The 26326-nt window shown below is 53.6% G+C and carries 26 protein-coding genes, 2 tRNA genes and 3 rRNA genes; 25 read left to right on the forward strand and 6 right to left on the reverse strand.

Annotation, left to right across the window (positions count from 1 at the left end; all coding sequences use genetic code 11):
• Positions 1–3: 3 nt before the first annotated feature.
• Together pdxA and PL263_RS18050 are read right to left on the reverse strand one after the other, a co-directional pair.
• Positions 4–987, reverse strand: a complete 984-nt coding sequence (gene pdxA / locus PL263_RS18045; protein WP_347568922.1) for a 4-hydroxythreonine-4-phosphate dehydrogenase PdxA — start codon at positions 985–987, stop codon at positions 4–6.
• 62 nt (positions 988–1049) lie between these two features.
• A complete protein-coding gene (locus tag PL263_RS18050) occupies positions 1050–1622 on the reverse strand; it encodes a MarR family winged helix-turn-helix transcriptional regulator (protein WP_278210671.1) in 573 nt (190 codons plus the stop codon).
• A 205-nt stretch (positions 1623–1827) separates the two neighbouring features.
• On the opposite strand from PL263_RS18050, the gene PL263_RS18055 reads away from it, so the two are divergent.
• From PL263_RS18055 to nirJ, 9 genes are all read left to right on the forward strand, one after another.
• Positions 1828–3405 carry a nitrite reductase gene (locus PL263_RS18055; RefSeq protein WP_278210672.1) on the forward strand — a complete coding sequence of 526 codons (1578 nt, stop codon included), beginning with the start codon at positions 1828–1830 and terminating at the stop codon, positions 3403–3405.
• Positions 3402–3713 carry a c-type cytochrome gene (locus PL263_RS18060; RefSeq protein WP_140912432.1) on the forward strand — a complete coding sequence of 104 codons (312 nt, stop codon included), beginning with the start codon at positions 3402–3404 and terminating at the stop codon, positions 3711–3713. The genes PL263_RS18055 and PL263_RS18060 overlap by 4 nt, the downstream gene beginning before the upstream one ends.
• Positions 3714–3716: 3 nt before the next feature.
• On the forward strand, positions 3717–4016 hold the full coding sequence (locus PL263_RS18065) for a cytochrome c (RefSeq protein ID WP_278210673.1): 300 nt from the start codon (positions 3717–3719) through the stop codon (positions 4014–4016).
• A 73-nt stretch (positions 4017–4089) separates the two neighbouring features.
• Positions 4090–5262, forward strand: a complete 1173-nt coding sequence (locus PL263_RS18070) for a cytochrome D1 domain-containing protein (RefSeq protein ID WP_278210674.1) — start codon at positions 4090–4092, stop codon at positions 5260–5262.
• A 2-nt stretch (positions 5263–5264) separates the two neighbouring features.
• Positions 5265–5720: an Lrp/AsnC family transcriptional regulator gene (locus PL263_RS18075; protein WP_186289578.1), complete on the forward strand. Its 456-nt coding sequence runs from the start codon at positions 5265–5267 to the stop codon at positions 5718–5720.
• Positions 5713–6270 (forward strand): AsnC family transcriptional regulator, encoded by a 558-nt coding sequence (locus tag PL263_RS18080; RefSeq protein ID WP_278210675.1) that lies wholly within the window; start codon positions 5713–5715, stop codon positions 6268–6270. The genes PL263_RS18075 and PL263_RS18080 overlap by 8 nt, the downstream gene beginning before the upstream one ends.
• 4 nt (positions 6271–6274) lie before the next feature.
• The gene (locus PL263_RS18085) at positions 6275–6718 is read left to right on the forward strand and encodes an AsnC family transcriptional regulator (protein WP_278210676.1); all 444 of its coding nucleotides are present in this window, start codon (positions 6275–6277) and stop codon (positions 6716–6718) included.
• Positions 6718–7197, forward strand: coding sequence for an Lrp/AsnC family transcriptional regulator (locus tag PL263_RS18090; RefSeq protein WP_278210677.1), 480 nt, complete (start codon positions 6718–6720; stop codon positions 7195–7197). The genes PL263_RS18085 and PL263_RS18090 overlap by 1 nt, the downstream gene beginning before the upstream one ends.
• Positions 7198–7199: 2 nt before the next feature.
• Entirely contained in the window at positions 7200–8411 is a 1212-nt protein-coding gene (nirJ, locus tag PL263_RS18095) for a heme d1 biosynthesis radical SAM protein NirJ (RefSeq protein WP_278210679.1), read from the forward strand.
• Here nirJ and PL263_RS18100 read toward each other — a convergent pair.
• Positions 8371–8856 carry a histidine phosphatase family protein gene (locus PL263_RS18100; RefSeq protein ID WP_278210681.1) on the reverse strand — a complete coding sequence of 162 codons (486 nt, stop codon included), beginning with the start codon at positions 8854–8856 and terminating at the stop codon, positions 8371–8373. The two genes, nirJ and PL263_RS18100, sit on opposite strands and share 41 nt — an antisense overlap.
• Positions 8857–9018: 162 nt before the next feature.
• Between PL263_RS18100 and erpA the strand changes: the two genes are divergently transcribed.
• On the forward strand, positions 9019–9351 hold the full coding sequence (erpA, locus tag PL263_RS18105; RefSeq protein WP_064020540.1) for an iron-sulfur cluster insertion protein ErpA: 333 nt from the start codon (positions 9019–9021) through the stop codon (positions 9349–9351).
• Here the strand turns inward: erpA and PL263_RS18110 are convergent.
• Together PL263_RS18110 and PL263_RS18115 are read right to left on the reverse strand one after the other, a co-directional pair.
• A complete protein-coding gene (locus PL263_RS18110) occupies positions 9343–10458 on the reverse strand; it encodes an anhydro-N-acetylmuramic acid kinase (RefSeq protein ID WP_278210684.1) in 1116 nt (371 codons plus the stop codon). The two genes, erpA and PL263_RS18110, sit on opposite strands and share 9 nt — an antisense overlap.
• A gap of 4 nt (positions 10459–10462) precedes the next feature.
• Positions 10463–11758: a peptidoglycan DD-metalloendopeptidase family protein gene (locus PL263_RS18115; protein ID WP_278210686.1), complete on the reverse strand. Its 1296-nt coding sequence runs from the start codon at positions 11756–11758 to the stop codon at positions 10463–10465.
• 160 nt (positions 11759–11918) lie between these two features.
• Between PL263_RS18115 and tyrS the strand changes: the two genes are divergently transcribed.
• The 6 genes from tyrS (at position 11919) to rrf (ending at position 18856) form a co-directional block, all read left to right on the forward strand.
• Positions 11919–13097 (forward strand): tyrosine--tRNA ligase, encoded by a 1179-nt coding sequence (gene tyrS, locus PL263_RS18120; protein WP_278212894.1) that lies wholly within the window; start codon positions 11919–11921, stop codon positions 13095–13097.
• A gap of 389 nt (positions 13098–13486) precedes the next feature.
• Positions 13487–15022 (forward strand): 16S ribosomal RNA (locus PL263_RS18125).
• A 60-nt stretch (positions 15023–15082) separates the two neighbouring features.
• Positions 15083–15159: transfer RNA gene (locus PL263_RS18130), tRNA-Ile, on the forward strand.
• 108 nt (positions 15160–15267) lie between these two features.
• Positions 15268–15343, forward strand: a tRNA-Ala gene (locus PL263_RS18135).
• Between the two features lie 341 nt (positions 15344–15684).
• Positions 15685–18578, forward strand: a 23S ribosomal RNA gene (locus tag PL263_RS18140).
• A gap of 162 nt (positions 18579–18740) precedes the next feature.
• Positions 18741–18856, forward strand: a 5S ribosomal RNA gene (gene rrf, locus PL263_RS18145).
• Together the 16S, 23S and 5S rRNA genes with 2 tRNA genes alongside form the textbook arrangement of a ribosomal RNA operon.
• Before the next feature lie 137 nt (positions 18857–18993).
• Here the strand turns inward: rrf and PL263_RS18150 are convergent.
• Positions 18994–19440 (reverse strand): TlpA disulfide reductase family protein, encoded by a 447-nt coding sequence (locus PL263_RS18150; RefSeq protein ID WP_278210688.1) that lies wholly within the window; start codon positions 19438–19440, stop codon positions 18994–18996.
• Between the two features lie 135 nt (positions 19441–19575).
• On the opposite strand from PL263_RS18150, the gene serA reads away from it, so the two are divergent.
• The 9 genes from serA to tolR all read left to right on the forward strand — a co-directional run bounded on the left by serA (position 19576) and on the right by tolR (position 26322).
• Positions 19576–21159: a phosphoglycerate dehydrogenase gene (gene serA, locus PL263_RS18155; protein WP_278210689.1), complete on the forward strand. Its 1584-nt coding sequence runs from the start codon at positions 19576–19578 to the stop codon at positions 21157–21159.
• Positions 21156–21797, forward strand: coding sequence for an HAD-IB family phosphatase (locus PL263_RS18160; RefSeq protein ID WP_140911609.1), 642 nt, complete (start codon positions 21156–21158; stop codon positions 21795–21797). The genes serA and PL263_RS18160 overlap by 4 nt, the downstream gene beginning before the upstream one ends.
• A 68-nt stretch (positions 21798–21865) precedes the next feature.
• The gene (locus tag PL263_RS18165; RefSeq protein ID WP_140911610.1) at positions 21866–22615 is read left to right on the forward strand and encodes a YebC/PmpR family DNA-binding transcriptional regulator; all 750 of its coding nucleotides are present in this window, start codon (positions 21866–21868) and stop codon (positions 22613–22615) included.
• 31 nt (positions 22616–22646) lie between these two features.
• Positions 22647–23144, forward strand: a complete 498-nt coding sequence (gene ruvC / locus PL263_RS18170; protein ID WP_278210690.1) for a crossover junction endodeoxyribonuclease RuvC — start codon at positions 22647–22649, stop codon at positions 23142–23144.
• Positions 23141–23743, forward strand: coding sequence for a Holliday junction branch migration protein RuvA (ruvA, locus tag PL263_RS18175; protein ID WP_278210691.1), 603 nt, complete (start codon positions 23141–23143; stop codon positions 23741–23743). The genes ruvC and ruvA overlap by 4 nt, the downstream gene beginning before the upstream one ends.
• Positions 23743–24777: a Holliday junction branch migration DNA helicase RuvB gene (ruvB, locus tag PL263_RS18180; RefSeq protein ID WP_186289523.1), complete on the forward strand. Its 1035-nt coding sequence runs from the start codon at positions 23743–23745 to the stop codon at positions 24775–24777. Before ruvA ends, ruvB begins: the two co-directional genes overlap by 1 nt.
• Positions 24774–25190: a tol-pal system-associated acyl-CoA thioesterase gene (gene ybgC, locus PL263_RS18185; RefSeq protein WP_140911614.1), complete on the forward strand. Its 417-nt coding sequence runs from the start codon at positions 24774–24776 to the stop codon at positions 25188–25190. Before ruvB ends, ybgC begins: the two co-directional genes overlap by 4 nt.
• A complete protein-coding gene (gene tolQ, locus PL263_RS18190) occupies positions 25190–25867 on the forward strand; it encodes a protein TolQ (RefSeq protein ID WP_064020548.1) in 678 nt (225 codons plus the stop codon). The genes ybgC and tolQ overlap by 1 nt, the downstream gene beginning before the upstream one ends.
• A 44-nt stretch (positions 25868–25911) precedes the next feature.
• Complete coding sequence (gene tolR / locus PL263_RS18195; RefSeq protein ID WP_278210693.1) at positions 25912–26322, forward strand: protein TolR; 411 nt, start codon at positions 25912–25914, stop codon at positions 26320–26322.
• Positions 26323–26326 lie beyond the last annotated feature (4 nt).

Raw genomic sequence — 26326 nt, forward strand, 5'->3', positions numbered from 1 at the left:
CCTTTATTTTGTTCCTATGCTCATATCCAAAGCTGTCTGCAATGCAAATTGCAAGCTGCCGATCTCGGCTTTGCCGGTGCCGGCCAGTTCCAGTGCGGTGCCGTGGTCGACCGAGGTGCGGACGATGGGCAGGCCGAGGGTGACGTTGACGGCTTGGCCGAAGCCTTTGAATTTCAAGACCGGCAGGCCTTGGTCGTGGTACATCGCCAGTACGGCGTCGGCATGGTCCAGGTATTTGGGGGTGAACAGGGTGTCGGCGGGCAATGGGCCGTAAAGATGGATGCCCTCACTGCGCAGGCGCTCCAGCGTCGGTTCGATAATTTTGGTTTCTTCGTGGCCGAGGTGGCCGTTTTCGCCGGCGTGCGGGTTCAGGCCGCATACCAGAATCCGCGGCTCCGCGATGCGGAAGCGCCGGCGCAAATCGTGGTCCAGTACTTTGATGACTCGGCGCAAAGACTCGGCCGTGATCGCGGCGCTGACCTGGGCCAAAGGCAGATGGGTGGTGGCCAGCGCGACCCGCAGCCCCGGCGTCGCCAGCATCATCACCGGATCGGCAGCGCACAGTTCGGCGATGAATTCGGTATGGCCGCTGAAGCGGAAGCCGGCATCGTTGATCGCGGCTTTATGCACTGGGCCGGTGACCATAGCCGAGAACGTGCCGCTCAGGCAGCCTAATGTGGCCTGGCGGATGGTTTCCAGCACGTAGTGGCTGTTGTCCGGATTCAGCCGGCCGCAGACCGCCGCTGCGCTGAGCTTTAGCGGTAACACCGACAGTGTGCCAGGTCGATGCGGCAGGGCCGGCCGGTCCGGCTCGAACGGTTCGATGGTTAGCGGCAGTCCCAATTTTTCGGCCCGCTGCGCCAATAGTTCCGGGTCGGCGACGGCCACCGGTTGGCATTGCAGCGCTCGTTGCACGAGTTGTACGGTTAAATCCGGGCCGATGCCGGCCGGTTCGCCCGGCGTTATCGCTATTCTGGCTATCGTCATAATTGTTCCCCCGAAACGGGTGTGCCGTGCGGACGCTAGCCGCGATGCCGTGCTCCGCGGTCTTAGACCGGGTTGTGTTCCTGGCAGATTTGTTGGCTGTCTTCGACGCTGAGTTTTTCCTGGGTCAGCAGGCAGAAAAAGCCGCCGTCTTTCTCGCTGAAATTGCGGCAGGTTTTACACACGCCGAAGGATTGCGACTGGTTGGCTTTTTGCAGCGCGGTCAGGGCTTGTTGGAATACGTTGGCGTCGGATGGCGGCGACTCGCTTTGCTGTAAAATCGCCGTGGCGCTGGTGAACAGGTCGGAGGGCCGGGCTTGCTTCAGGATTTCGGCGCCGTCGGGCAGCAGGTGCAAGTGCACGACGCGTTTGTCGTTAGTGTCGGGCGTTTTGCCGATGTAGCCCTTTTTTTCCAAAATGATCAGCGATTGCGACACCGTACCGCGGGTCATGCCCAGATAATTGGCGACAGCGGCCGGCGTGTTGCTGTACTTGTTGCAGCGCGATAAGTAGTTCAACACTTGGAAGTGGACCGGTTGCAGGCCTAATTCGGTGCACTTTTTCCGCTCTTCCGAGCGGATTAACGTGGTCATGCACTCGATAAGTTCATAGATATCAGTCTTTTGCATAAATTGCATTCTGTTTGAGCCGCGTCGGGTTGACAAGGGCGCCTATCAAGCGGTAAATTGATAGCGAATCGAAACTTTAGCTTATAACATTCGGCCTGGAGTCAACAAGTTGTCATTTTATCATGGGAATCCGCAGCGCTGCCCGTTACGGTCTTTTATGGTTTAATGCACCAAGTTGGCTCTTTTTTTAACTTGCGGATGGCAGGAAATTTAGATGAAAAAAACAACAATAATGGGTAAAAAATTACTGGCGAGTTCCATCATCATGCTCTTGTCGTCCGGAGTGGCGTTAGCCAAGACCGAAGACATGCATCAGTTGTATCAGGACAATTGCGCGAGCTGCCACGGCTCCGACCACGGCGGCTATTTGGCGCCGGCGTTGAACTCGGCCACGTTGAAAGGCCGCAGTCCAACCGCGTTGCGCACCATCGTCATGGTCGGCAGCTTCGACACTTTGATGCCGCCGTTCTACGGCCGATTGAGCGACGACGAGATCCGCGGCGTGATCAAGCACTTGCAGGAAACGCCGAAACAACCGAATCCGGCCTGGACCATAGACGACATGAAAAAATCGTTGAAAGTCTACGTCAAAGACGAAAGCACGTTGCCAGCCAAGCCGACGTTTCAGATCGACGATAAATTCGAGAACCTGATCGGAGTCGCTGCCCGCGGCAAATACGGCCGCGGCGAAGGCTCTAAAGCCATCTTCATCAATAGTGCGACTCACCAGAAAGTTGGTGAGGTTGCGACCGGCACCGCGGCGCATATTATCGATTTCAATCCGGCCAATCCGCGTTGGGCTTATGTCAAAACCGACACCGCCGAGATTTTTAAAGTCGATTTGTACTCAATGAAAGCGGTGCGCAGCATCAAAACCGGCTGGAACGGTCCCGGCATGGGCGTATCGCGCGACGGCAAATACATCATGGCCGGCTCGTTCGTGCCGCATAACGCCGTGATCCTGGACGCCGACACTTTGGAGCCGTTGAAAACCTTCGAATTGGAAGGTATCGATCCGGACGGCAAACACGTGTCCTCGGATTCCGGCATGATCATCGGTACGCCGTACGCCGATATTTTTGCGATTGCCTTGGAAAACGCCGGCCAAGTCTGGGTGGTCGATTACAAAAAAGACGGCTTTCCAGTGACCAAGATCGAGAAAGTCGGTCGCCACTTGCACGATGCCTTTCTGACCCACGGCGGCAAAAAATTGATGATTGCGTCCTATGACGACAGCATCGTCGCCGCGATCGATTTGGAAAAACGCGAATTGATCAAACAACTGCCGGCCGGTTGCGTGCCGCACGTCGGCGGCGGCTCGGCGGTGGTGGTCGACGGTCGTACCTTGGGCTTTGGTACCAATTTCGGCGATTGCGACAAAACCGTGGTCAGCGTTTGGGACTTGGACAAAATGGAAGTCGTCAAGCAAGTGCCAGTCTCCGGCGGTACCGAATCGCCGGCCGCTCATGCCAACGCACCTTATGTCGCGGTGGATATCATCAGTAAAGACCGGCGTGCCCGCACCGTGCAGTTGATCGACAAGAAAACCCTGGAAGTCGCCAAAACCCTGGATGTCGGCGGCCACGCCTACTTCCCGGAATACAGCGCCGACGGTAAATTCCTTTACATTTCGGCTGGCTATAACGGTGACGAAGTCGTGGTTTACGATTCCCACAGTCTGCAAAAAGTCGCCAGCATTCCGATGGAAAGCCCGGCAGGGATTTTCTCCAGAGGCCGAGTCAAATACATGACCCGCGGTTTGTCGCCTGACGAAATGGAGCAACACAAATGAAAATAGCCCGTTACAGTGCTGCAATGCTGGCGACGATGTTGGTCGCCGGCAATGCCCAGGCGGTCAGTTTATATGTCGGTCAATATAAAGCCGGAATGGTTTGCGCACAATGCCATGGCATTCGTATGCCCAGCGCCGATGCCCCGTTTCCGCCGCTGGGTGGGCGCGATCCGGAATATTTGAAAACCGCGATCAAGCAATACCGCGATAAGACCCGCAAGTCGGACATCATGAACGCGATAGCCGGTTCGCTGACCGATAGCGAGATTGCGGATATCGCCGCCTATTACGGCAGCGTCAAGCCTTAAGCGATGCGGATTGCCTGGCTGCTCGGCGCGTTTTGTTTCAGCGTGTACGCCGAAGAGCCGGGCGCCGGGCGCCAGCAGGAATTGACCAATATGCTGAAGCACGATTGCGGTTCCTGCCATGGCCTGCCGCCCAAGGGTGGATTGGGGCCTTCGTTGATGCCGGACGCCTTGGCCGACAAAAGCGATGCGTTATTGTTCGACGTGATTCGTAACGGCCGGGCCGGCACGGCTATGCCGGCGTGGCAACCGTTTTTGAACGATGCCGAGATCAGCTGGATGCTTGCGCGTCTGCGCCAACGCTGAAGCCGGCTTAGCTAAAGGGCGGCGGCCGGCTGCGGATTTGTTGGAACGGAATAATTTTCAGAACAGGGTTTTCATGAAACTTTTGGCTTCCGTGTTGTTGTCTGCTCTGGCCGTTGCCGGCTCGGCTTGCGCCGATTTTCGGGCGACCGGCGATTTGGGCGTCGTGATCGAGCGCGAAGCCGGCACTATTCAAATCGTCAATACTACCAAACCAGCTATGCTGAGCCGCATCGAAGGTCTGGGCGATTTGTCGCATGCCTCGGTGGTATTTTCCCGCGATCAGCGTTACGCCTATGTATTCGGTCGTGACGGCGGATTAAGCAAAATCGATCTGTTGCAGGACAAAATCGACAAACGGATCGTGCAGGCCGGCAACAGTATCGGCGGCGCCATATCTCAGGACGGTAAAGTGATTGCCGTCTCCAATTACACGCCGGGCGGGGTGAAGCTGTTCGACGCCGAAAGCTTGGAGCAATTGGCCGAGATTCCGGCGGTCTACGGCGACGATAGCAAGTTGTCCAAAGTGGTCGGCTTGGTTGACGCGCCGGGTCAGCGTTTCGTGTGCAGCCTGTTCGAAGCCAACGAAATCTGGCTGATCGACGCCAAAAATCCGCGTCAACCAGTCGTCAAAAAATACCAGGACATCGGTAAGCAGCCCTACGATGCGTTGTTGAGCCCGGACGGCCATTTCTATGCGGCCGGCCTGTTCGGCGAAAAAGGTTTGGCACTGCTGGATTTATGGCAGCCGGAAAAAGGCGTCGAGCATATCCTCGAAGACTACGGCAAGGACGACGAGCAACTACCAGTCTACAAAATGCCCCATCTGGAGGGCTGGACGATGGCCGGCGACTGGCTGTTCGTGCCGGCCATCGGGCAGCATGAGGTACTGGTCATCGACAAAACCGATTGGGAACTGGTCAAGCGCATTCCGCTGGCCGGCCAGCCGGTTTTCGTCAGTGCCCGGCCCGACGGCCGCCAAATCTGGGTGAATTTCGCGTTCCCCGATAACCAGGCCGTGCAGGTCATCGACGTCAAGAATTTCAACATCGTCAAAACCTTGCAACCCGGCAAGGCGGTGTTGCACATGGAATTCAGTCCGCGCGGCGAAACAGTCTGGCTGGCGGTGCGCGACGACGATCGGCTGATGGTTTACGATACGGAAACCCTGGCCGAAATAGCCCGTCTGCCCGCCCAAAAACCCAGCGGCATTTTTTTCACCGACCGCGCCAATCGCATAGGTTGGTGACGATGCTGGCACCCTTGCACAAACGCCTGCTCAACGATTACCAGCAGGATTTTCCGCTCAGCCCCACACCGTATCGCGATATTGCCGATCAACTCGGCGTCAGCGAAGAGGTTGTACTGCACGCTTTTGAAGAATTGTCGGCGCAACGGATGATCAGCCGCATCGGTCCGGTCATTGCGCCGAACAGCATCGGCAGCAGCGCGCTGGTGGCGATGGCGGTGCCGGATCACGATCTGGCGCGGGTTGCCGACTTGGTCAGCGCTTGTCCGGAAGTCAATCATAACTACGAACGGGAAAATCGTTTTAACTTGTGGTTTGTAGCGGTGGCCGACGACGAGGCGCATTTGCGCGCCGTGATTGCGGATATCGAGAACCGCAGCGGTTATCCGGCGATGTTATTGCCGATGTTGGCCGACTATTTCATCAATCTCGGGTTTGAATTGAATTTGCATGATTGATGCCGTTGATCATCGTTTGATTGCCGCCGTCCAGGCCGGTCTGCCGATCACGGCACGGCCTTATGCGGCAATTGCTGAGGATTTGGGTTTGAGCGAACAGGACGTGATCCAGCGTCTATCGCGCTTGCGCGCGCAAGGTTTGATCAAGCGCTGGGGGGTGGTTGTCAAGCATCGCCAACTCGGCTACCGGGCCAATGCAATGATCGTGATGAATGTTCCGGACGAGCGTGTCGCCGACGTCGGAGCCCTGATCAGTCAACAAGCCTGCGTCAATCTCTGCTATCAGCGGCCGCGCCAGGGCGAGGTTTGGCCTTACAACCTGTATTGCATGATCCATGGCAAAAGCCGGGAAGTGGTGTTGGAGCAATGGGCGGTGTTAAGACATGATTGCGCGCTGGCGGCTTATCCCTACGAAGTATTGTTTAGCCGGCGCTGCTTTAAACAACGCGGTGCGCGCTATTCGGCGCCGGCGGAGGCCGCCAACGACCCACCAAACCGTGTCGAACGGGATGCGGTCGTTCCCGCTGCATGCGAATGGCAAAATGTGTGACGCCATGGATACCATCGATAAACGCATCGTCAATCGCCTGCAGCAAGGTTTCCCGATCTGCGAATCGCCCTATCGACGGGTCGCCGAAGAACTGGGTTTGACCGAAGACTGTTTGTTGACGCGCCTGCGGGCCTTGCTGGCCGATGGCGTGTTGTCGCGGTTCGGGCCGATGTACCACGCCGAGCAAATGGGCGGCGCGTTGACCCTGGCCGCCATCAAGGTACCGGAGGAACGCTTTGACGAAGTCACCGAAATCGTCAACGCCTTTCCCGAGGTCGCCCACAACTACGCTCGCAACCACGCCTTGAACATGTGGTTTGTCTTGGCCACCGAACAGCCGCAACAGGTGGCGAGCGTGATTGCCGAGATCGAACGGCTGACCGGTCTGACCGTCTATAACATGCCGAAAATCAATGAATATTACGTCGGTTTGCAATTGGAAGCTTGATGAGTATCGATGAGATAGACCGCCAAATTATCCAGGCTACCCAAGCCGGCTTACCGTTGGTTGCCGAGCCCTATCAAGCCGTCGCCGAGCAATTGGGTTTGTCTGTCCAGGTCGTGATGCTGCACATGGCCGAAATGCAACAGACCGGCGTCATCCGCCGGATCGCCGCGGTGCCCAACCACTACAAACTGGGCTATCGCCACAACGGCATGACCGTTTGGGATGTGGGCGATGATGATGTCGACCGCTTGGGCCGGCAGATTGCCGCGTTGCCATTCGTCAGTCATTGTTACCAGCGCCCGCGCCACTTACCGGACTGGCCGTATAACTTATTTGCGATGGTACACGGTAAGACCGAGCAGGATGCCGAACGCCAGGTCGCCATCATTGCCGAGCTGTTGGGCGATCACGCGCGCGGGCACGAGGTACTGTACAGCAGCAAAATTTTGAAAAAAACCGGTTTGCGTATCGGGGGATAAGCATGTTCAGACTCAGCCAATACATGCGTGAGGTACTTGAGCCAACACCGTTAAAACCGGCGCGCAAGCCTTCCGGGCCGGTGGTGATCTGGAATCTGATTCGCCGCTGCAATCTGACTTGCAAGCACTGTTACACGACTTCGGCAGACATCAACTTTCCCGGGGAATTGTCGACGCCGGAAATCTACACGGTGATGGACGATTTAAAGGCCTTTAAGGTGCCGGTGCTGATTTTGTCGGGCGGCGAACCGCTGTTGCATCCCGATATTTTTCCGATTTCGCAACGTGCGCGGGACATGGGCTTTTACGTGGCCTTATCCAGCAACGGCACGTTGATCAACTCCAGCAATATAGAGCAAATTGCCGCGATCGATTACCAGTACATCGGCGTCAGTCTCGACGGCATGAGCGAGGCACACGACAAATTTCGCCAGAAACAGGGCTCGTTCGATGCCTCGCTGGCCGGCATCCGTTTATGTCGCGACCACGGTATCAAGGCTGGCGTGCGCTTCACGCTGACCCAAGACAACGCCCATGATTTCGATAACTTATTGCAATTGATGGACGACGAGGACATCGACAAATTTTATCTGTCGCACTTGAATTACGGCGGACGAGGCAACAAAAACCGCAAGGACGATGCCGAGTTTCAGTTGACCCGCAAAGTAATGGATAGCCTGTTTGAAAAGTCGTTGAGCTGGGAAAAACAAGGCCTGCACCGGGAAGTGGTGACCGGCAACAACGACGCCGACGCCGTCTATTTCCTGCACTGGGTCAAACGCCGCTTCCCGGAGCGGGCCGAGCACATCCAGGCCAAACTGCGGCAATGGGGCGGCAACGCTTCCGGTGTCAATGTCGCCAATATCGATAACCTGGGGAATGTGCATCCCGACACGTTCTGGTGGCATTACGGCTTGGGCAATGTTCGTCAGCGGCCGTTTTCCGAAATCTGGCAGGATGTCTCCGATCCCCTAATGGCCGGCCTGAAAGCTTCGCCGCGGCCTTTGCAGGGGCGGTGCGGCAGTTGCGGCTACCAGTCTATATGCAATGGCAACACCCGGGTTCGGGCACAGCAACTGACCGGCGATTTTTGGGCCGAAGATCCGGGGTGCTACCTGGACGACGACGAAATTGCCGGCCGTTTGTTACCGAATCAAGCCCAGTCGAAACAGATCAACGCATCAAGCCGCACGGCAGACTCCACAGCAGCGTGACCGATTGCGGATCACTGAAGTCGGCATTGAGGCGGGTTAACGACGCTTTCTTGATGCACAATGCCGTGGCCGACATGTTTAAGAGTGCGGCGATAGCCTCGGAAAGATCGGGTTCATGCCCCACTAACCAGACATTGTCTTCGCCGAGATCGGCCAGTCGTTTAAGTTGTGCCAGCAGTTGTTGCGGTTCGGTGCCGATGGTCAGCCAATCGACGCTAAGCGCAGCGGGGCAGTTGGGCAAGTGGTCATGCAGTAAAGTTGCGGTCTGTTGGGCCCGTAGCGCCGGACTGCAATATAGCTTGCTTGGCAAGAGTCGATTTCTTTCACAGAAGATCGCCAGCCGTTTGACCTGTTTTGCGCCTTTTTCGGTGAGCGCTCGATCGCTATCGGCTTTTGATAAGGCGCGATCCTCCGCCGTAGCATGTCTCAGAAACGTGATCAGCATCGGTATCTCCTCGATTGCAGCGGAAACGGACCCTGATTTTACTGCGATTTGAGTTGCCGGTGGGTTAAAAGGCCAGCCGGGTCAAGGTATCACAATAATTGTTGACCAAAATACTGGGGATAGTCATAATTCCCTACCCATTCAATTGCTTAAGAGTTTTATATGGCCGATCCAATTGTATTTACCGATAGCGCTGCGCAAAAAGTCGCGGGTTTGATTCAAGAAGAAGGTAACGACAATCTTAAACTGCGGGTTTATATCAGTGGCGGCGGCTGTTCCGGCTTCCAGTACGGCTTTACTTTCGATGAAGAAGTGAACGAGGACGATACGCAGATCGTCAACGGCGGCGTGACGGTATTGATTGATTCGATGAGCATCCAGTATCTAAACGGCGCAGAAATCGACTACAAGGAAGATTTGTCGGGTGCGCAATTCGTGATCCGCAATCCCAACGCCACCACCACTTGCGGCTGCGGCTCGTCTTTCTCAGCCTAAACCGTTTCGGCCAGGATATATTCCGCCCAAAATCACCGGCGCCTTGGCGCCGGTGACACTACATAGGTTACCCGGTAAGCGATTCAAAGTTTGCCGGGCCAGCCAAGCGAATGCGAGCGCTTCGACGTGATCCGGATCGACGCCGATGGCCGCTGTCGATGCGATTGAAACTCTTAAGTTTTCCGCCAACAACTGCAGCAAATGCAGGTTATGTGCGCCGCCGCCGCAAATGAACACTTGTTTGGTTTCCGGTGCGTGCCGGCTGATGGCATCGGAAATCGAATCTGCGCTGAATTGGCAAAGCGTCGCTTGAACGTCTTGAGCCGTTAGGTTGCCGAATGATTCGATTTTTCGCTTCAGCCAGGCTGCGGAAAAATACTCTTTGCCGGTGCTTTTCGGTGGCGTTAAATCGAAATAAGGGTCGTCTTTGAGTGCGGCCAGTAGCTCTTGGTTAGTGTGGCCTCCGGCCGCCCACTCCCCAGACTGATCGAACATGCCTGAATGGTGTTGCTGATACCAATAGTCGATCAGGCCATTGCCTGGGCCGGTATCGAAACCGATGACCGGTTTGTCGTCGAGTATCGTGATATTGGCGATGCCGCCGATGTTGACCACGGTTCTGGCCTGGTTCGGGTCGGTAAATAGCGCTTGGTGGAACGCCGGTACTAGTGGTGCGCCCTGGCCGCCGGCGGCGATGTCGCGGCGGCGAAAGTCGGCAACCGTAGTGATGCCGGTGATTTCCGCAATCCGGTTTGGATCGCCAATTTGCAGTGTGAAACCGTCGCTGCCGTCCGGAGCATGATAAACGGTTTGGCCGTGGCTGCCGATGGCTTTGATCGCGCTCGCTGGTATTCCTGTTTTTTTTAGTAATGCATTGGCGGCTTCGCCGAATAAACGGCCGATTTGGCTGTCCAGGTGTCCATAATCTAGCAATCGCACTGCCTGATTGGCTTGGCTGATTGCCTGAATGGATTGTCTCAGTGCCGGCGGGAAGGGTTGGTAATGGAACTCGACAAGCGTAATCTTGTTACCAGCGAAGTCGACCAGACCGGCATCGATGCCATCGATGCTGGTCCCGGACATCAAGCCGATATAAAGTTCGGCCATCGGTTTAATTCTGCGCGACCTGAGCGTCGCCTTTGGCTTGTTTGAGTTGCGCGACCAGCGGTTGGGTTTGGGTCTTGAATTTGGCCAGCAGGGCTTTGTCCATCGGCATGGAATGAGGCAGCTTTACCGTGACCGGATTGACGTGTTGGCCGCCGATGCGGAATTCGTAATGCAAATGCGGACCGGTGGCCAAGCCGGTTTTGCCGACGTAACCGATCACTTCGCCTTGTTTGATGCTGCTGCCCACTTTCTGGCCGGATTTGAAACCCGACAGATGGGCGTAAAGTGTGGAGTATTTTTGACCGTGCTCGATTTCGACCACATTGCCGTAACCGTTTCTGACGCCGCGGAACACGATTTTGCCGTCGCCGGTGGTTTTGACAGGCGTGCCGATGGCGGCGGAATAGTCCACTCCCTTGTGGGCGCGAATCGTGTTCAATATCGGATGTTTGCGGTGCAGGTTGAAGTGCGAACTGATTTTGGCGAAGTCCATCGGCGTTTGCAGGAAGGCTTTGCGTAATCCGTTGCCGTCCGGCGTGTAATAACCGGTATTGCCCTGATTGTCTTCGAAGCGTACTGCGGTGTAAGTCTTACCTTGGTTGACGAATTCCACTGATAAGATGTCGCCGGTGTCGAATTCGCGCCCTTCTACGAACAGCTTTTCATAGACCACGGTGAACTCGTCGCCGTCGCGCAAATTCAACGCAAAATCGATGTCCCAGGCGAAGATGTCGGCCAGTTTTAGAATGATCTTTTCCGGCAATCCTGCTTGTGTGCCGTCTTCGAACAGCGAGGAATGGATCGTAGCCTTGGCGCTGGCGACTTGATAATCGACTTTTTTGCTGAGCAATTCGACATCGAAGCCATCGTCGTGACGGGTCGCAATCAGGGTTTCGAACGGGTTTTTGGCGTAGGTTAGGCGTTCCAATTCTCCCGAGGCGTTAAGCGTGGCAACCACGTCTTGGCCGGGCTCGACCGCTGCGAATTGCTTGCCGGTTGGGTTGGCGTGGATGATTTTATGCAGATCCTCGCGGTTCAGGTTTAAGTCCGAAAAAATGCTGGAAAGGTTTTCGCCGGTTTTGACGGTGTGTTCCAGTTCCTCGGTGACGTCGAGGTGTTTGATTTTGGGTTTGGCTTGATTGTAATTGGTGTATCGATCAAGCCTGGAAGAGATCAGTTTGTCGTGCTCCAGACTTTTGGCGTCTTCCAAGCCTTTGTGCGGGATCAATCCGTAACTTGCACTTGCGGCAACAACGGTACAAGCGCCTAACAGCGCCGACTTGAGTATTCTGTTCTTCACAGCAATCACTTTTCATTGTTTGTCGAATGCCCAATTGTAGGCAATTTTATGGTTCATGGCTAACAAATGGGGATTTTTTATCCGTTGATACAGTTGCATCACTTATAATGCGCGCCCTAAAACTGAAGGCTATTAGGAGAGTGTTTTGTTGCAAGAAACCTTGGCTCAGCTGCGTTACGGAGCTGAAGAAATCTTGTTGGAATCCGAGTTCGTTAAGAAGTTGGAAGAGAATCGACCGTTGACGATCAAGGCCGGATTCGATCCGACCGCTCCGGATTTACATTTGGGGCATACCGTACTGATCAACAAGCTTAAGCAGTTTCAAGATGCCGGCCACAACGTTCAATTTTTGATCGGCGATTTCACTGCGATGATAGGCGATCCGACTGGTAAAAATGTCACGCGGAAGCCGTTGAGCAGGGAAGAGGTGCTGGAGAATGCCAAGACTTATCAAGCCCAGGTTTTTAAAATATTGGATCCGGAAAAAACCGAGGTGAAATTCAATTCGGCGTGGATGCGCGCAATGACCAGTGCGGAATTGATTCAGTTGGCTGCAAAACACACGGTGGCCAGGATGCTGGAGCGGGACGATTTCAGCAAGCGTTATAAAGGTGGTCAGCCGATTGCGATTCATGAATTTTTATATCCGCTGATTCAGGGTTACGATTCTGTAGTCATGAAGGCGGATCTCGAGCTGGGTGGAACCGATCAAAAGTTTAATTTGCTGGTCGGGCGCCAATTGCAGGAGATTTATGGTCAGAAGCCGCAGATAGTCCTGACCATGCCGATCCTGGAAGGCTTGGATGGGGTGCAGAAGATGTCGAAATCTCTGAACAACTATATAGGTATTGCTGATGCGGCAGATGATATGTTCGGCAAGATCATGTCGATATCCGACGAATTGATGTGGCGCTATTTCAAGCTTTTGAGTTTTCGGCCGATGCTGGAAATCGAGGGTTGGCGGCAAGCGTGTGAGGATGGTGACAATCCGCGGAATTATAAAGTCGCGTTGGCGCAGGAAATCGTCGAGCGGTTTCATGGTTTCGCTGCCGCCAAATCGGCGCTGGAAAATTTCGAAGCGCGGTTTCAGAGAGGGGCTATACCAGAAGATCTGGCTGAAATAGAGATGGATGCAGGGAGCGAAGGTTTGCCAATTGCTAATCTACTGAAAAATGCTGGACTGGTAGAGAGTACTTCGGAGGCGTTGCGTTTAATCAAGCAAGGCGCTGTGAAAATCGATGGCGAAAAGCTGGATGATCCGAAGCGAATAATCACTGCAAGTTCTCATGTTTACCAGGTCGGCAAAAGAAAGTTTGCCAAAGTGAAATTAAAATGTTGACAGAGTGGAGAGGTGTGGCTAGAATGAGCGGCTCTTCACTGCTGACGGCTTGGGGATTTGAAGGTTAAATCCTGGGTTGGTGGTGGGCTTGCTGGCTCTGTTGTTTTGGGGTTGGTAAGTTGGTGGCTTTTGATTTGGAGGTTTGAATCGAAAGTCGCTGAAAAAAGTGGTTGACATGACTTCTGATTGCTGTAGAATATGTCGGCTCAACAGGGCGAAACGCTCTGGCTCTTTAACAAACTGAATCGAAATAATTTGTGTGGGTATGTGTAGCGATCGATTTCTGTTAGAAATTATCGGTACAGACCACGTCAATTTAAGCTTATAAATTACGTTCTGTAATCGAGTCAAGATTGGTCGCTAATCTTTCTTAGCGACAAACCAAAATTAAACTGAAGAGTTTGATCATGGCTCAGATTGAACGCTGGCGGTATGCTTAACACATGCAAGTCGAACGCTGATAAGGTGCTTGCACCTTTGATGAGTGGCGGACGGGTGAGTAATGCATAGGAATCTGCCTATTAGTGGGGGACAACGTGGGGAAACTCACGCTAATACCGCATACGATCTACGGATGAAAGCAGGGGACCTTCGGGCCTTGCGCTAATAGATGAGCCTATGTCGGATTAGCTAGTTGGTGGGGTAAAGGCCTACCAAGGCGACGATCCGTAGCTGGTCTGAGAGGATGATCAGCCACACTGGGACTGAGACACGGCCCAGACTCCTACGGGAGGCAGCAGTGGGGAATATTGGACAATGGGCGAAAGCCTGATCCAGCAATACCGCGTGTGTGAAGAAGGCCTGAGGGTTGTAAAGCACTTTCAATGGGAAGGAATACCTATCGGTTAATACCCGGTAGACTGACATTACCCATACAAGAAGCACCGGCTAACTCCGTGCCAGCAGCCGCGGTAATACGGAGGGTGCAAGCGTTAATCGGAATTACTGGGCGTAAAGCGTGCGTAGGCGGTTGTTTAAGTCAGATGTGAAAGCCCCGGGCTTAACCTGGGAACTGCATTTGATACTGGATAACTAGAGTTGAGTAGAGGAGAGTGGAATTTCAGGTGTAGCGGTGAAATGCGTAGAGATCTGAAGGAACACCAGTGGCGAAGGCGGCTCTCTGGACTCAAACTGACGCTGAGGTACGAAAGCGTGGGTAGCAAACAGGATTAGATACCCTGGTAGTCCACGCCGTAAACGATGTCAACTAACTGTTGGGTTCTTAAAGAACTTAGTAGTGGAGCTAACGTATTAAGTTGACCGCCTGGGGAGTACGGCCGCAAGGCTAAAACTCAAATGAATTGACGGGGGCCCGCACAAGCGGTGGAGCATGTGGTTTAATTCGATGCAACGCGAAGAACCTTACCTACCCTTGACATCCTCGGAACTTGTCAGAGATGACTTGGTGCCTTCGGGAACCGAGAGACAGGTGCTGCATGGCTGTCGTCAGCTCGTGTTGTGAAATGTTGGGTTAAGTCCCGTAACGAGCGCAACCCTTATCCTTAGTTGCCAGCGAGTAATGTCGGGAACTCTAGGGAGACTGCCGGTGATAAACCGGAGGAAGGTGGGGACGACGTCAAGTCATCATGGCCCTTATGGGTAGGGCTACACACGTGCTACAATGGCCGGTACAGAGGGCAGCGAAACCGTGAGGTCAAGCAAATCCCACAAAGCCGGTCCCAGTCCGGATCGCAGTCTGCAACTCGACTGCGTGAAGTCGGAATCGCTAGTAATCGCGGATCAGAATGCCGCGGTGAATACGTTCCCGGGCCTTGTACACACCGCCCGTCACACCATGGGAGTGGGTTGCAAAAGAAGTAGGTAGTTTAACCTTCGGGAGGGCGCTTACCACTTTGTGATTCATGACTGGGGTGAAGTCGTAACAAGGTAGCCCTAGGGGAACCTGGGGCTGGATCACCTCCTTACAAAGACAGAATCCCGTTACACGTATCCACAACAAATTATTTCGATTGAAAGACGCACCTGGGTCTGTAGCTCAGTTGGTTAGAGCGCACCCCTGATAAGGGTGAGGTCGGAGGTTCAAATCCTCCCAGACCCACCAACGCGAAAAGCAAGACGAAAGCAACAAGGCAACTGAACACGCAAAAGACATTCGTCGGATTGCTGTTTTGATCTTGACGATTTCGGCTTTAGTCTTTTGACTGTTTTCGGGGCCATAGCTCAGCTGGGAGAGCGCCTGCCTTGCACGCAGGAGGTCGGGAGTTCGATCCTCCCTGGCTCCACCACTCGCCAGAGGCAAGCCAAGTGCCCGCGTCCAACGTATCCGTGAAGGCGATCAGCTCTATAATGCTTGAATACAGGCTTTATAGAATTGATCCTTAGATCAATACGCTCTTTAACAATATGGAAATCTGTAACCAAGTCTTGATCGGAAACGATCAAAACTGAAACGAGTTGCGGTTTATCGGAAGTGATTATCGAAAGATAAGCGCCGAAAGTAAATAGCAAGTCGTTCTCAAGCAACATCAGCGAACATGTCAGCTGACAAATAACTTAAATCGTAAGCCTAACGAAGCCGAAGATGAAAATCGGAAGCGAAGTAAAAGCAGACGTATTCGGGTTATATGGTCAAGTGAATAAGCGCATACGGTGGATGCCTAGGCAGTAAGAGGCGATGAAAGACGTGGTAGCCTGCGAAAAGCTTCGGGGAGGCGGCAAACAGCCTGTGATCCGGAGATGTCTGAATGGGGAAACCCGGCGAGGATAACCTCGTCATCTTTGAGTGAATACATAGCTCACTGAAGCGAACCCGGAGAACTGAAACATCTAAGTACCCGGAGGAAAAGAAATCAACCGAGATTCCCTTAGTAGTGGCGAGCGAACGGGGACCAGCCCTTAAGTGTTGATGACGTTAGTGGAACGGTCTGGAAAGTCCGGCGATACAGGGTGATAGCCCCGTACACGAAAACGTCTTCAGCATGAAATCGAGTAGGTCGGCGCACGTGAAACGTTGACTGAATATGGGGGGACCATCCTCCAAGGCTAAATACTCCTTACTGACCGATAGTGAACCAGTACCGTGAGGGAAAGGCGAAAAGAACCGCGGAGAGCGGAGTGAAATAGAACCTGAAACCGTATGCGTACAAGCAGTGGGAGCCCCTTCGTGGGGTGACTGCGTACCTTTTGTATAATGGGTCAGCGACTTACATTTTGTGGCAAGCTTAACCGAATAGGGGAGGCGTAGGGAAACCGAGTCTTAATAGGGCGTTTAGTCGCAAGGTGTAGACCCGAAACCGGGCGATCTATCCATGACCAGGTTGAAGGTGTGGTAACACACACTGGAGGACCGAACCCACTCCCGTTGAAAAGGTAGGGGATGAGTTGTGGATCGGAGTGAAAGGCTAATCAAGCTCGGAGATAGCTGGTTCTCCTCGAAAGCTATTTAGGTAGCGCCTCGTGTATAACTGCTGGGGGTAGAGCACTGTTTCGGCTAGGGGGTCATCCCGACTTACCAACCCGATGCAAACTCCGAATACCAGCAAGTTTCAGCACGGGAGACACACGGCGGGTGATAAGGTCCGTCGTGAAAAGGGAAACAGCCCAGACCGTCAGCTAAGGTCCCCAAATCTATGCTCAGTGGGAAACGATGTGGAAAGGCACAGACAGCCAGGAGGTTGGCTTAGAAGCAGCCACCCTTTAAAGAAAGCGTAATAGCTCACTGGTCGAGTCGGTCTGCGCGGAAGATTCACCGGGGCTAAGCATAGTACCGAAGCTACGGATTCACGCTTTGCGTGAGTGGTAGAGGAGCGTTCCGTACGCCTGCGAAGGTCGATTGAGAAGTCGGCTGGAGGTATCGGAAGTGCGAATGCTGACATAAGTAACGATAAAGGGGGTGAAAAACCCCCTCGCCGTAAACCCAAGGTTTCCTGCGCAACGTTAATCGACGCAGGGTTAGTCGGCACCTAAGGCGAGGCAGAAATGCGTAGTCGATGGAAAACAGGTTAATATTCCTGTACCAGTAGTAACTGCGATGGGGTGACGGAGAAGGCTATATCAGCGGTCGGTTGGAAGTGGCCGTTTAAGCAAGTAGGCATGTACCTTAGGCAAATCCGGGGTGCTTTATGCTGAGATGTGATGACGAGTGTCTCGAAAGAAACGCGAAGTGATAGATGCCCTGCTTCCAGGAAAAACCTCTAAGCTTCAGGTTACTAGTGGCCGTACCCTAAACCGACACAGGTGGGTGGGATGAAAATTCTAAGGCGCTTGAGAGAACCCAGGTGAAGGAACTAGGCAAAATGATACCGTAACTTCGGGAGAAGGTATGCCGTTGATAAGTTAAGTCCCTCGCGGATGGAGCGTAAGGCGGTTGCAAAAAATCGGTGGCTGCGACTGTTTAGCAAAAACATAGCACTCTGCAAACACGAAAGTGGACGTATAGGGTGTGACGCCTGCCCGGTGCTGGAAGGTTAATTGATGGGGTTATCTTCGGAGAAGCTCTTGATCGAAGCCCCAGTAAACGGCGGCCGTAACTATAACGGTCCTAAGGTAGCGAAATTCCTTGTCGGGTAAGTTCCGACCTGCACGAATGGCGTAACGATGGCCACACTGTCTCCACCTGGGACTCAGTGAAATTGAAATCGCTGTGAAGATGCAGTGTACCCGCGGCTAGACGGAAAGACCCCGTGCACCTTTACTATAGCTTGACACTGGACTTTGAACCTACTTGTGTAGGATAGGTGGGAGGCTGTGAAGCAGGAACGCCAGTTCTTGTGGAGCCATCCTTGAAATACCACCCTGGTATGTTTGGAGTTCTAACCTCGATCCATTATCTGGATTAGGGACAGTGTCTGGTGGGTAGTTTGACTGGGGCGGTCTCCTCCCAAAGAGTAACGGAGGAGCACGAAGGTACCCTCAGCCTGGTCGGAAATCAGGCAATGAGTGCAAAGGCATAAGGGTGCTTGACTGCGAGACGGACAAGTCGAGCAGGTACGAAAGTAGGTCTTAGTGATCCGGTGGTTCTGTATGGAAGGGCCATCGCTCAACGGATAAAAGGTACGCCGGGGATAACAGGCTGATACCGCCCAAGAGTTCATATCGACGGCGGTGTTTGGCACCTCGATGTCGGCTCATCACATCCTGGGGCTGAAGCAGGTCCCAAGGGTATGGCTGTTCGCCATTTAAAGTGGTACGCGAGCTGGGTTCAGAACGTCGTGAGACAGTTCGGTCCCTATCTGCCGTGGGCGTTTGAGATTTGAGGGAAGCTGCTTCTAGTACGAGAGGACCGAAGTGGACGAACCTCTGGTGTTCCGGTTGTCATGCCAATGGCATTGCCGGGTAGCCACGTTCGGACAGGATAACCGCTGAAAGCATCTAAGCGGGAAGCCCCTCCCAAGATGAGATCTCACTGGGACTTTAAGTCCCCTGAAGGGCCGTTGGAGACGACGACGTTGATAGGCACGGTGTGGAAGTCCAGTAATGGGCGTAGCTAACGTGTACTAATTGCCCGTGAGGCTTGACCATATAACACCCAATGCGTTTGGGTAGCAGTTGACTGCTGATAACAAACTGAGAACGACAAACTCGCTACAGATTTCCATGAAAAACAGGTTAACGGCGAAAGCCGGCAAGCGAATAAGCTTGAAACCTGTGCATGACGGCTGCAACAACAGCCTAACCAGTTTGCTTGGTGAACATAGCAAGCGTGAACCACCCGATCCCATCCCGAACTCGGAAGTGAAACCGCTTAGCGCCGATGATAGTGTGGCAGGTTGCCATGTGAAAGTAGGTCATCGCCAAGCTCTTAAACATAAAGCCCGTCTCAGACGGGCTTTTTTTTGCCTAGACTCTTCTCACAGCTGCGTGCGCCATGCGATGGCTCAATCCAGGTACGGGACACGTAAGGCTGCTAATCCGCCTAGAGAGTCGTTCAATTCGACTACATTGCGGCAATTCGTGCTCGCCAGTCCGCTAAATTGAATCGACCAACCACCCGGGAAACGACATTCCTTTCCCGGTCAATCAAAAAACTGCTGGGCGTCAACGATACATCTCCAAAGGCCCTCGCATGGACGCCTTCGATATCCAAGGCTACTGCATACGGCAATTTCCGCATTTCGCTCAACTGCTTTACTCGGCTGGGAATCTCGTAAGGCATCGCTACCGCAATTATTTGCAAACCCTTGTGGGCGAATTGTTGGTGCAAAGCGATTAAATCCGGAATTTCTTCGATACAGGCCCGGCAGTCGGTCGCCCAAAATGTGATCAATACTGGCTGACCGCCCAATTCTCCGAGCACAATTCGCTCGCCACTTAGCGTGGTGAATTCGGCATCGGGGGCTTTGGGGTCTAAATGAGTTTGTTGCCAAAAAACTATCGCCAACATGCTCACAGCGACAATTGCACCAAGTGCGGATTTTAGTTGCATAGGCGTTAAATTCGGGACGGCTTGATTGGTCTTGGGGCGATTATAACAAAGCTGCTAAAATGGCCGAATTGCCCATCAATCGTGGTTTCTGTGATGAAAAAAATTCTGATTTCCGACAAGCTCGCGGAAGACGGCGTTAATTTTTTGAATGCTCAAGAAGGCATTCAAATTCATATTCAGACCGGATTGGATGAAGATGAGTTATGCGAATTGATTGCCGAATATGATGCATTGCTGATCAGAAGCGATACCCAGGTCACGAGGCGGGTTTTACAGTGCGCGACCAAGTTAAAAGTGGTTGGACGAGCGGGCATTGGAGTCGATAACGTCGATTTAGCGGCTGCTACCGAACAGGGTGTTATCGTAATGAATACGCCCGATGCGAACGCGACCACCACGGCGGAATTGGCGATCGCGCATATCTTCTCGTTAAGCCGGAATCTGCCTGCGGCCAATCTCTCGGTTCGACAAGGAAAGTGGGAGCGGGCCAAGCTGATGGGTGCCGAGATTGCCCACAAGACGCTGTCTATTTTGGGTTTCGGTACGATCGGCCGGATCGTCGCCCAGCGAGGACATGGCTTAGGCATGCGGGTAATTGCTTACGATCCTTATGTTGCCCCCGATGTTTTCGCTAAACACGGTGCGGAAATGGTCGATCTGGATACGTTGCTTAAACAGGCAGATTATTTGACGCTGCATTGTCCGTTATTAGAAAAAACTAAAAATATTATCGGCCACCAACAATTGGCCATGATGAAGAAGTCGGCAAGACTGATTAATTGCGCCCGTGGTGGTTTGGTCGACGAAGCGGCGCTATACGACGCGTTAAAGGCAGGGCGTATTGCCGGCGCGGCCTTGGACGTTTATGAAAACGAGCCACCGGCCGATTCCCCTTTGTTGAGTTTGGATAATATTGTGTTTACTCCTCACCTTGGGGCGTCCACCAAAGAAGCGCAAATTGCAGTTAGCGTCGAAATTGCGCGTCAGGTTGTCAAGTACCTGCAAACCGGCGAAGCGGTTAATGCCTTGAATCTACCTAGACTGTCAGCCGAAGAGCTGAACGAGGCGCAGCCATTTATGAACTTGGCGAATATTCTGGGTAAGGTCTTGGTGGGTTTAATCGACCGGCCGATCGAAAAACTGGATGTTGCCGTTTTCGGTAAAGCCGCCCAAGTCAAAATCAGGCCGATATCGGCGGAAGCCATGGTAGGTTTGTTTAAAGGTCAACTTTCGACTCCAGTCAACCGGGTCAACGTCGAAAATATCGCCAAACGCCAGGGTGTTGCGCTGGTTGAATCACAGACCGAATACGCTGAAGGCTATCAATCGTTGATTAAAATCACCGGGCATTGTGGGGATAAGGAAGTATCTCTGTCCGGTACCTTGCTCGGACATCAGCATCCCCGGTTGGTCGGTATCAACCACTTCGAAATCGAAGTCGTGCCGGAGGGGGCGTTGTTGATTACCCGGCATGACGACAAACCCGGTGTGATTGCGGCGATCAGTTCGATATTGGGCGCGGCCAATATCAATATCACCCGGATGCAGGTCAGTATCGCCGACCAAAACCAATTGGCGATGATGGTGATCAGCGTTTCCGACCCTTTGAACGAACAAGTATTGAAAGCAGTATGCGAAGTGCCGGCAGTGCATACGGCGAGGCAAATCGTTTTATGAGTTTTGATGTAGTCTGTTTTGATTGTGACAGTACCTTGAGCCGGATCGAAGGGATAGACGAGTTGGCCCGGCGTAATGGGATATTCGATGAAGTGGCGGCGTTGACAGATGCGGCGATGAATGGCGAATTGGCGTTGGAAGAGGTTTATGCCAAACGCTTGGAATTGATCAAACCGGACAAAGCGGCGATAGATTGGTTGGCCGCCTTGTACATTTCCGAGTTGGTCGACGGTGTTGCCGAAACCGTTGCCGCGTTACAAGCGAATGCCAAACAAATCCATATTATCAGCGGAGGATTGCGGCAAGCGATTTTGCCGTTGGCGGAACGGCTGGGGATTCCGGAGCAGCACGTGCATGCGGTCGATATCGAGTTCGACGCCGACGGCGGGTATTCGGATTTTGCCCGGCATTCGCCGTTAGCCGTCAGCGGCGGTAAGGCTAGAGTCTGCAGAAGGCTTAGAATGCACCATTCAGCCTTGGTGATGATAGGTGACGGCAAGACCGATCTGGAGGCCAAGCAGGCCGGTGCTTACATGATCGGGTTTGGTGGCGTGGTCCGCCGGCCTTTGGTGGAAGAACAAGCGGATTGCTACGTCGCCGATGCGTCGCTAACGGCCGTTTTGCCGCACGTGCTATAACGAAGCTCGATAAGCCGGGTTTGCGATGGTAAAATCGGCAAATTTTTTAGAGGATTCAGAGAGATACAATGGCAGGGCATAGTAAGTGGGCGAATATCAAACATCGTAAAGGTGCGCAAGACGCCAAACGGGGCAAGATTTTTACCAAACTGATCCGGGAAATTACTGTAGCCGCCAAAGGTCCGGGTGGCGGCGACGTTGCCAATAATCCCAGCTTGCGCGCGGTTATCGACAAGGCGCTTGGTGCCAACATGAAGCGGGACACCATTGATAACACCATCAAAAAAGCCATCGGCGCACTCGACGGCGATAATTACGAACACGTGCGCTATGAGGGTTACGGCCCCGGCGGCACCGCGGTCATGGTCAATTGCCTGACCGATAATCGTAATCGCACCGTAGCCGACGTGCGACACGCTTTTTCCAAGCATGGCGGCAACTTGGGTACGGACGGTTCCGTGGCATATCTTTTCCGTAAGGTCGGCATTATCAGTTTTTCCGACGAGGTAAACGAAGATGCGGTGATGGAAGCGGCGATGGAGGCGGGGGCCGAGGATGTCGTGAGCAACGACGACGGGTCGATCGATGTGTTTACGGCGCCGGAGGATTATCTGAATGTCAAAGAAGCCATGGTCGCTGCTGGATTGGAGCCGGAAAGCGCGGAAGTCACTATGCATGCCGACACTAAAACCGAGTTAGACGCCGAGGCTGCCGAGAAAATGCTGAAGTTGATCGATCGCTTGGAAGATTTGGATGACGTCCAAGACGTCTATTCGAATGCCGACATCAGCGACGAAATTATGGCCGCGATCGGTTAATCTGCTTTGACATTAAGCGGCGGTTAAGCGATTGGTCAGGATACTAGGCATAGACCCCGGCTCGAGAATTACCGGTTACGGCGTGGTCGAAACGTCGCCGCGCGGCGTCAAATACTTGGCTAGCGGTTGCATTCGGGTACAGTCCGATAATTTTCCGGAGCGGTTGCAACAAATCTTCGATGGCGTCAGCCAGATTATAGAGTTGTATAGTCCGGAGCAGATGGCGATCGAGCAGGTTTTCATGCACAAGAACGCTGATTCTGCCTTGAAGCTCGGCCAAGCCCGCGGCGCCGCAATTTGCGCGACGATGAACAGGCGGCTACCGGTGTTCGAATATGCCGCTCGGCAAGTCAAACAGGCGCTGGTCGGTAAAGGCAACGCAGACAAGTTGCAAGTGCAGCATATGGTGAAAATTTTGTTGAATATTCAAGGCGAGCTACAAATCGATGCCAGCGATGCGTTGGCGGTCAGCCTCTGCCATAGCCATTACCAGGAAACAGCGAAACGCCTGCAGCAGGTGGGGGCGTGATCGGTTTTTTGCGTGGCAAGCTGATCCACAAGGCGCCGCCGCAGTTATTGCTGGACGTGCAGGGCGTTGGCTATGAAGTCGAAGCACCGATGAATACCTTTTACGATTTGCCGGCGCTGGGCGAGGAAGTCCGCTTACATACCCATTTGATCGTACGGGAAGACGCGCATATTTTGTTCGGTTTTGTCAGCGAAGGCGAGAGAAGTTTGTTTCGGGCGCTGATCAAAGTTAACGGGATAGGACCCAAATTGGCGTTGACCATATTGTCCGGACAGACGACAGAGGCGTTTTACCGCTGTATCGACGACAATGACGTCAAGGCCTTGGTGCGCTTGCCCGGCGTCGGCCAAAAGACCGCCGAACGCTTGATCGTGGAGATGCGCGGGCGCTTGCCGGACCTAAACAAATTTAGTGCACGCGAGTCAGGTGGTGGCCAAACCTATGTCGCCAAAGAGTCTGCAAAACAGGAGGCCATCAGCGCGTTGTGCGCGTTGGGCTACAAACCGCAGGATGCGGCGCGGATGGCCCAGGCCGTTGCCAGCGACGATAGCAGTTGCGAAGATATCATTCGCGCGGCACTGCGCGGAGCGGTTAAATGATAGAAAGCGACCGTTTGGTCACTGCGCTGGGCAGTAACGACGAGGAAAGAGTCGATCGGGCGATTCGGCCGAAACGCTTGAAAGATTACGTCGGCCAGCGCGAATTGCGCCAACAAATGGAAATCTTCATTCAGGCGGCGGTCAGTCGCGCTGAAGCTTTGGATCATGTGCTGATATTCGGCCCGCCGGGACTGGGTAAAACTACGTTGGCCAATATCGTAGCCACCGAAATGAACGTCAATATTCGGCAGACCTCCGGGCCGGTGCTGGATAAAGCCGGAGATTTGGCGGCTTTATTGACCAATTTGCAGGCGCACGATGTCTTGTTCATCGACGAGATCCACAGGCTGAATCCTGCGGTGGAGGAGGTGCTGTATCCGGCTATGGAAGACTACCAGATTGATATTATAATAGGCGAAGGCCCTGCCGCGCGCTCGATCAAGCTGGATCTGCCGCCGTTTACATTGATCGGTGCCACTACTCGTGCTGGATTATTGACTTCGCCATTGCGCGATCGCTTCGGTATCGTTCAGCGCTTGGAGTTCTACACTGTCGAGGAACTGTCCAGTATCGTCAAACGGTCCGCACAAATGTTAGGTATCGGCATGGATGGCGGCGGTGCAGATGAAATTGCCTGCCGTTCACGCGGCACGCCGCGCATTGCCAATCGCTTGTTGCGCCGGGTGCGTGATTTTGCCGAGGTGAAAGGGAGCGGCGTGGTGACGCGCGAAATTGCCTCTCAGGCTCTGGAAATGCTCAAAATTGATCCGCAAGGCTTCGATATGCTGGACCGCAAATTGCTGCTGGCGATGATCGAAAATTTCCAGGGTGGTCCAGTGGGTTTGGATACATTGGCAGCGGCTATCAGCGAAGAGCGTGGTACGGTTGAGGATGTATTAGAGCCGTATTTACTGCAGCAGGGATTCATCATGCGCACGCCGCGAGGCCGTGTCGCCACGCACAAGGCTTACAGCCATTTCGGTTTGCCTCAGCCCAAAAGCGCGCCAGGTAGCGACGATATTTTTAGCCTATGACGTTAGGACTGTTCAATGCGGCGGAATTCAACTGGCCGGTCAGGGTGTATTACGAGGATACCGATGCCGGCGGTGTCGTATTCTACGCAAACTACCTTAAATTTTTCGAACGGGCCCGAACCGAATTTTTGCGCAGTTACGGATTCGAACAAGACGCATTGATTGCCGAGCAAGGCGTTATTTTTGTAGTGCGCTCGGTCAAGATTGAGTATCTGAAACCGGCCCGATTTAACGAACAATTGGCGGTCAGCGCCAAAGTCATTGAAATCAAAAAAACCAACCTTACTTTTGAACAGGCCGTTACCCGCCAACAACAAATTCTGTGTGCCGGGGAGGTCAGGATCGCCTGTCTCGATGCGCAAACCATGAAACCCAAACCAATTCCCACCGTTATTTTGGAACAATTAAGCTGATGAATACCGATTTATCCATTCTGACACTGGTCAAAGAAGCCAGTTTTGTCGTGCAGTTTGTCATGTTCATACTGCTGTCGGCGTCGATTGCTTCGTGGACTTTCATTTTCTCCAAACGGAAAGAGTTGAAACAGGCTATCGAGATCACCGACGATTTCGAGGACGAGTTCTGGTCCGGCGTCGGTCTGGCGGAGTTGTACAAAAAAATGTCCAGCGACCGTTTCGAGCCGGAAGGGATCGAAAAAATCTTTCTGGCCGGCTACCGCGAATTTGCCAGAATGCGCCAAAAAGGCGATGTCGAGCCGGTGGTTCAGGTCGAAAGCGCGCAGCGGGCGATGCGTATCGAGCTGGCCCGCGAATTGGACCGGTTGGACGAAACCCTGCCGTTCCTGGCAACGGTCGGCTCGACCAGTCCTTACATCGGCTTGTTCGGTACCGTATGGGGCATCATGAATTCGTTCCGGGCTTTGGGCGAAATTAAAAATGCCACCCTAGCAAACGTCGCACCTGGCATTTCCGAAGCGCTGATCGCGACCGCAATCGGTTTGTTTGCCGCGATTCCGGCTGTTATCGCCTACAACCGCTTCTCGACCCGGCTGGACCGTTTGGCCGGCCGTTACGAGTTGTTTATCGACGAATTCGTCGTCCTTCTGCAAAGACAGGCGCACAGCAAATGAACGTAGGCGGCAGCAACCGTAAATCGCGCAAACGGCGCGGACCGATGGCGGAAATTAACGTCGTACCTTATATCGACGTTACTTTCGTGCTGTTGATGATATTCATGATCACGGCGCCGCTGGTGCAAACCGGCGTCGATGTCGATTTGCCGCAAGCCGAAGCCGAATCGGTCGACTTGCAAGACCAGGCCCCGGTCATCGTTTCGATTAAAAAAGACGGCAGCCTGTATGTCGACATCGGTAACGGCGATGAAGAAGCGGACTCCCCGGTCGATGTCGACACCGTCAAAACCCGGGTGGCAGCGGTGTTCCGGAACAACCCGAAGGCGCAGCTTTACGTGCGCGGCGACCATGAAGTCGACTACGGCAGTATTGTCAAGGTCATGGTGGAACTGAAAAAAACCGGTGCGCCGAAAGTGGGCTTGATGACTTCGCCGCCGCCTGAGAGCAAATAACGTC

This window comes from Methylomonas sp. EFPC3 (genome assembly GCF_029643245.1).
In the GTDB taxonomy this organism is placed as follows: Bacteria; Pseudomonadota; Gammaproteobacteria; order Methylococcales; family Methylomonadaceae; genus Methylomonas; species Methylomonas koyamae_B.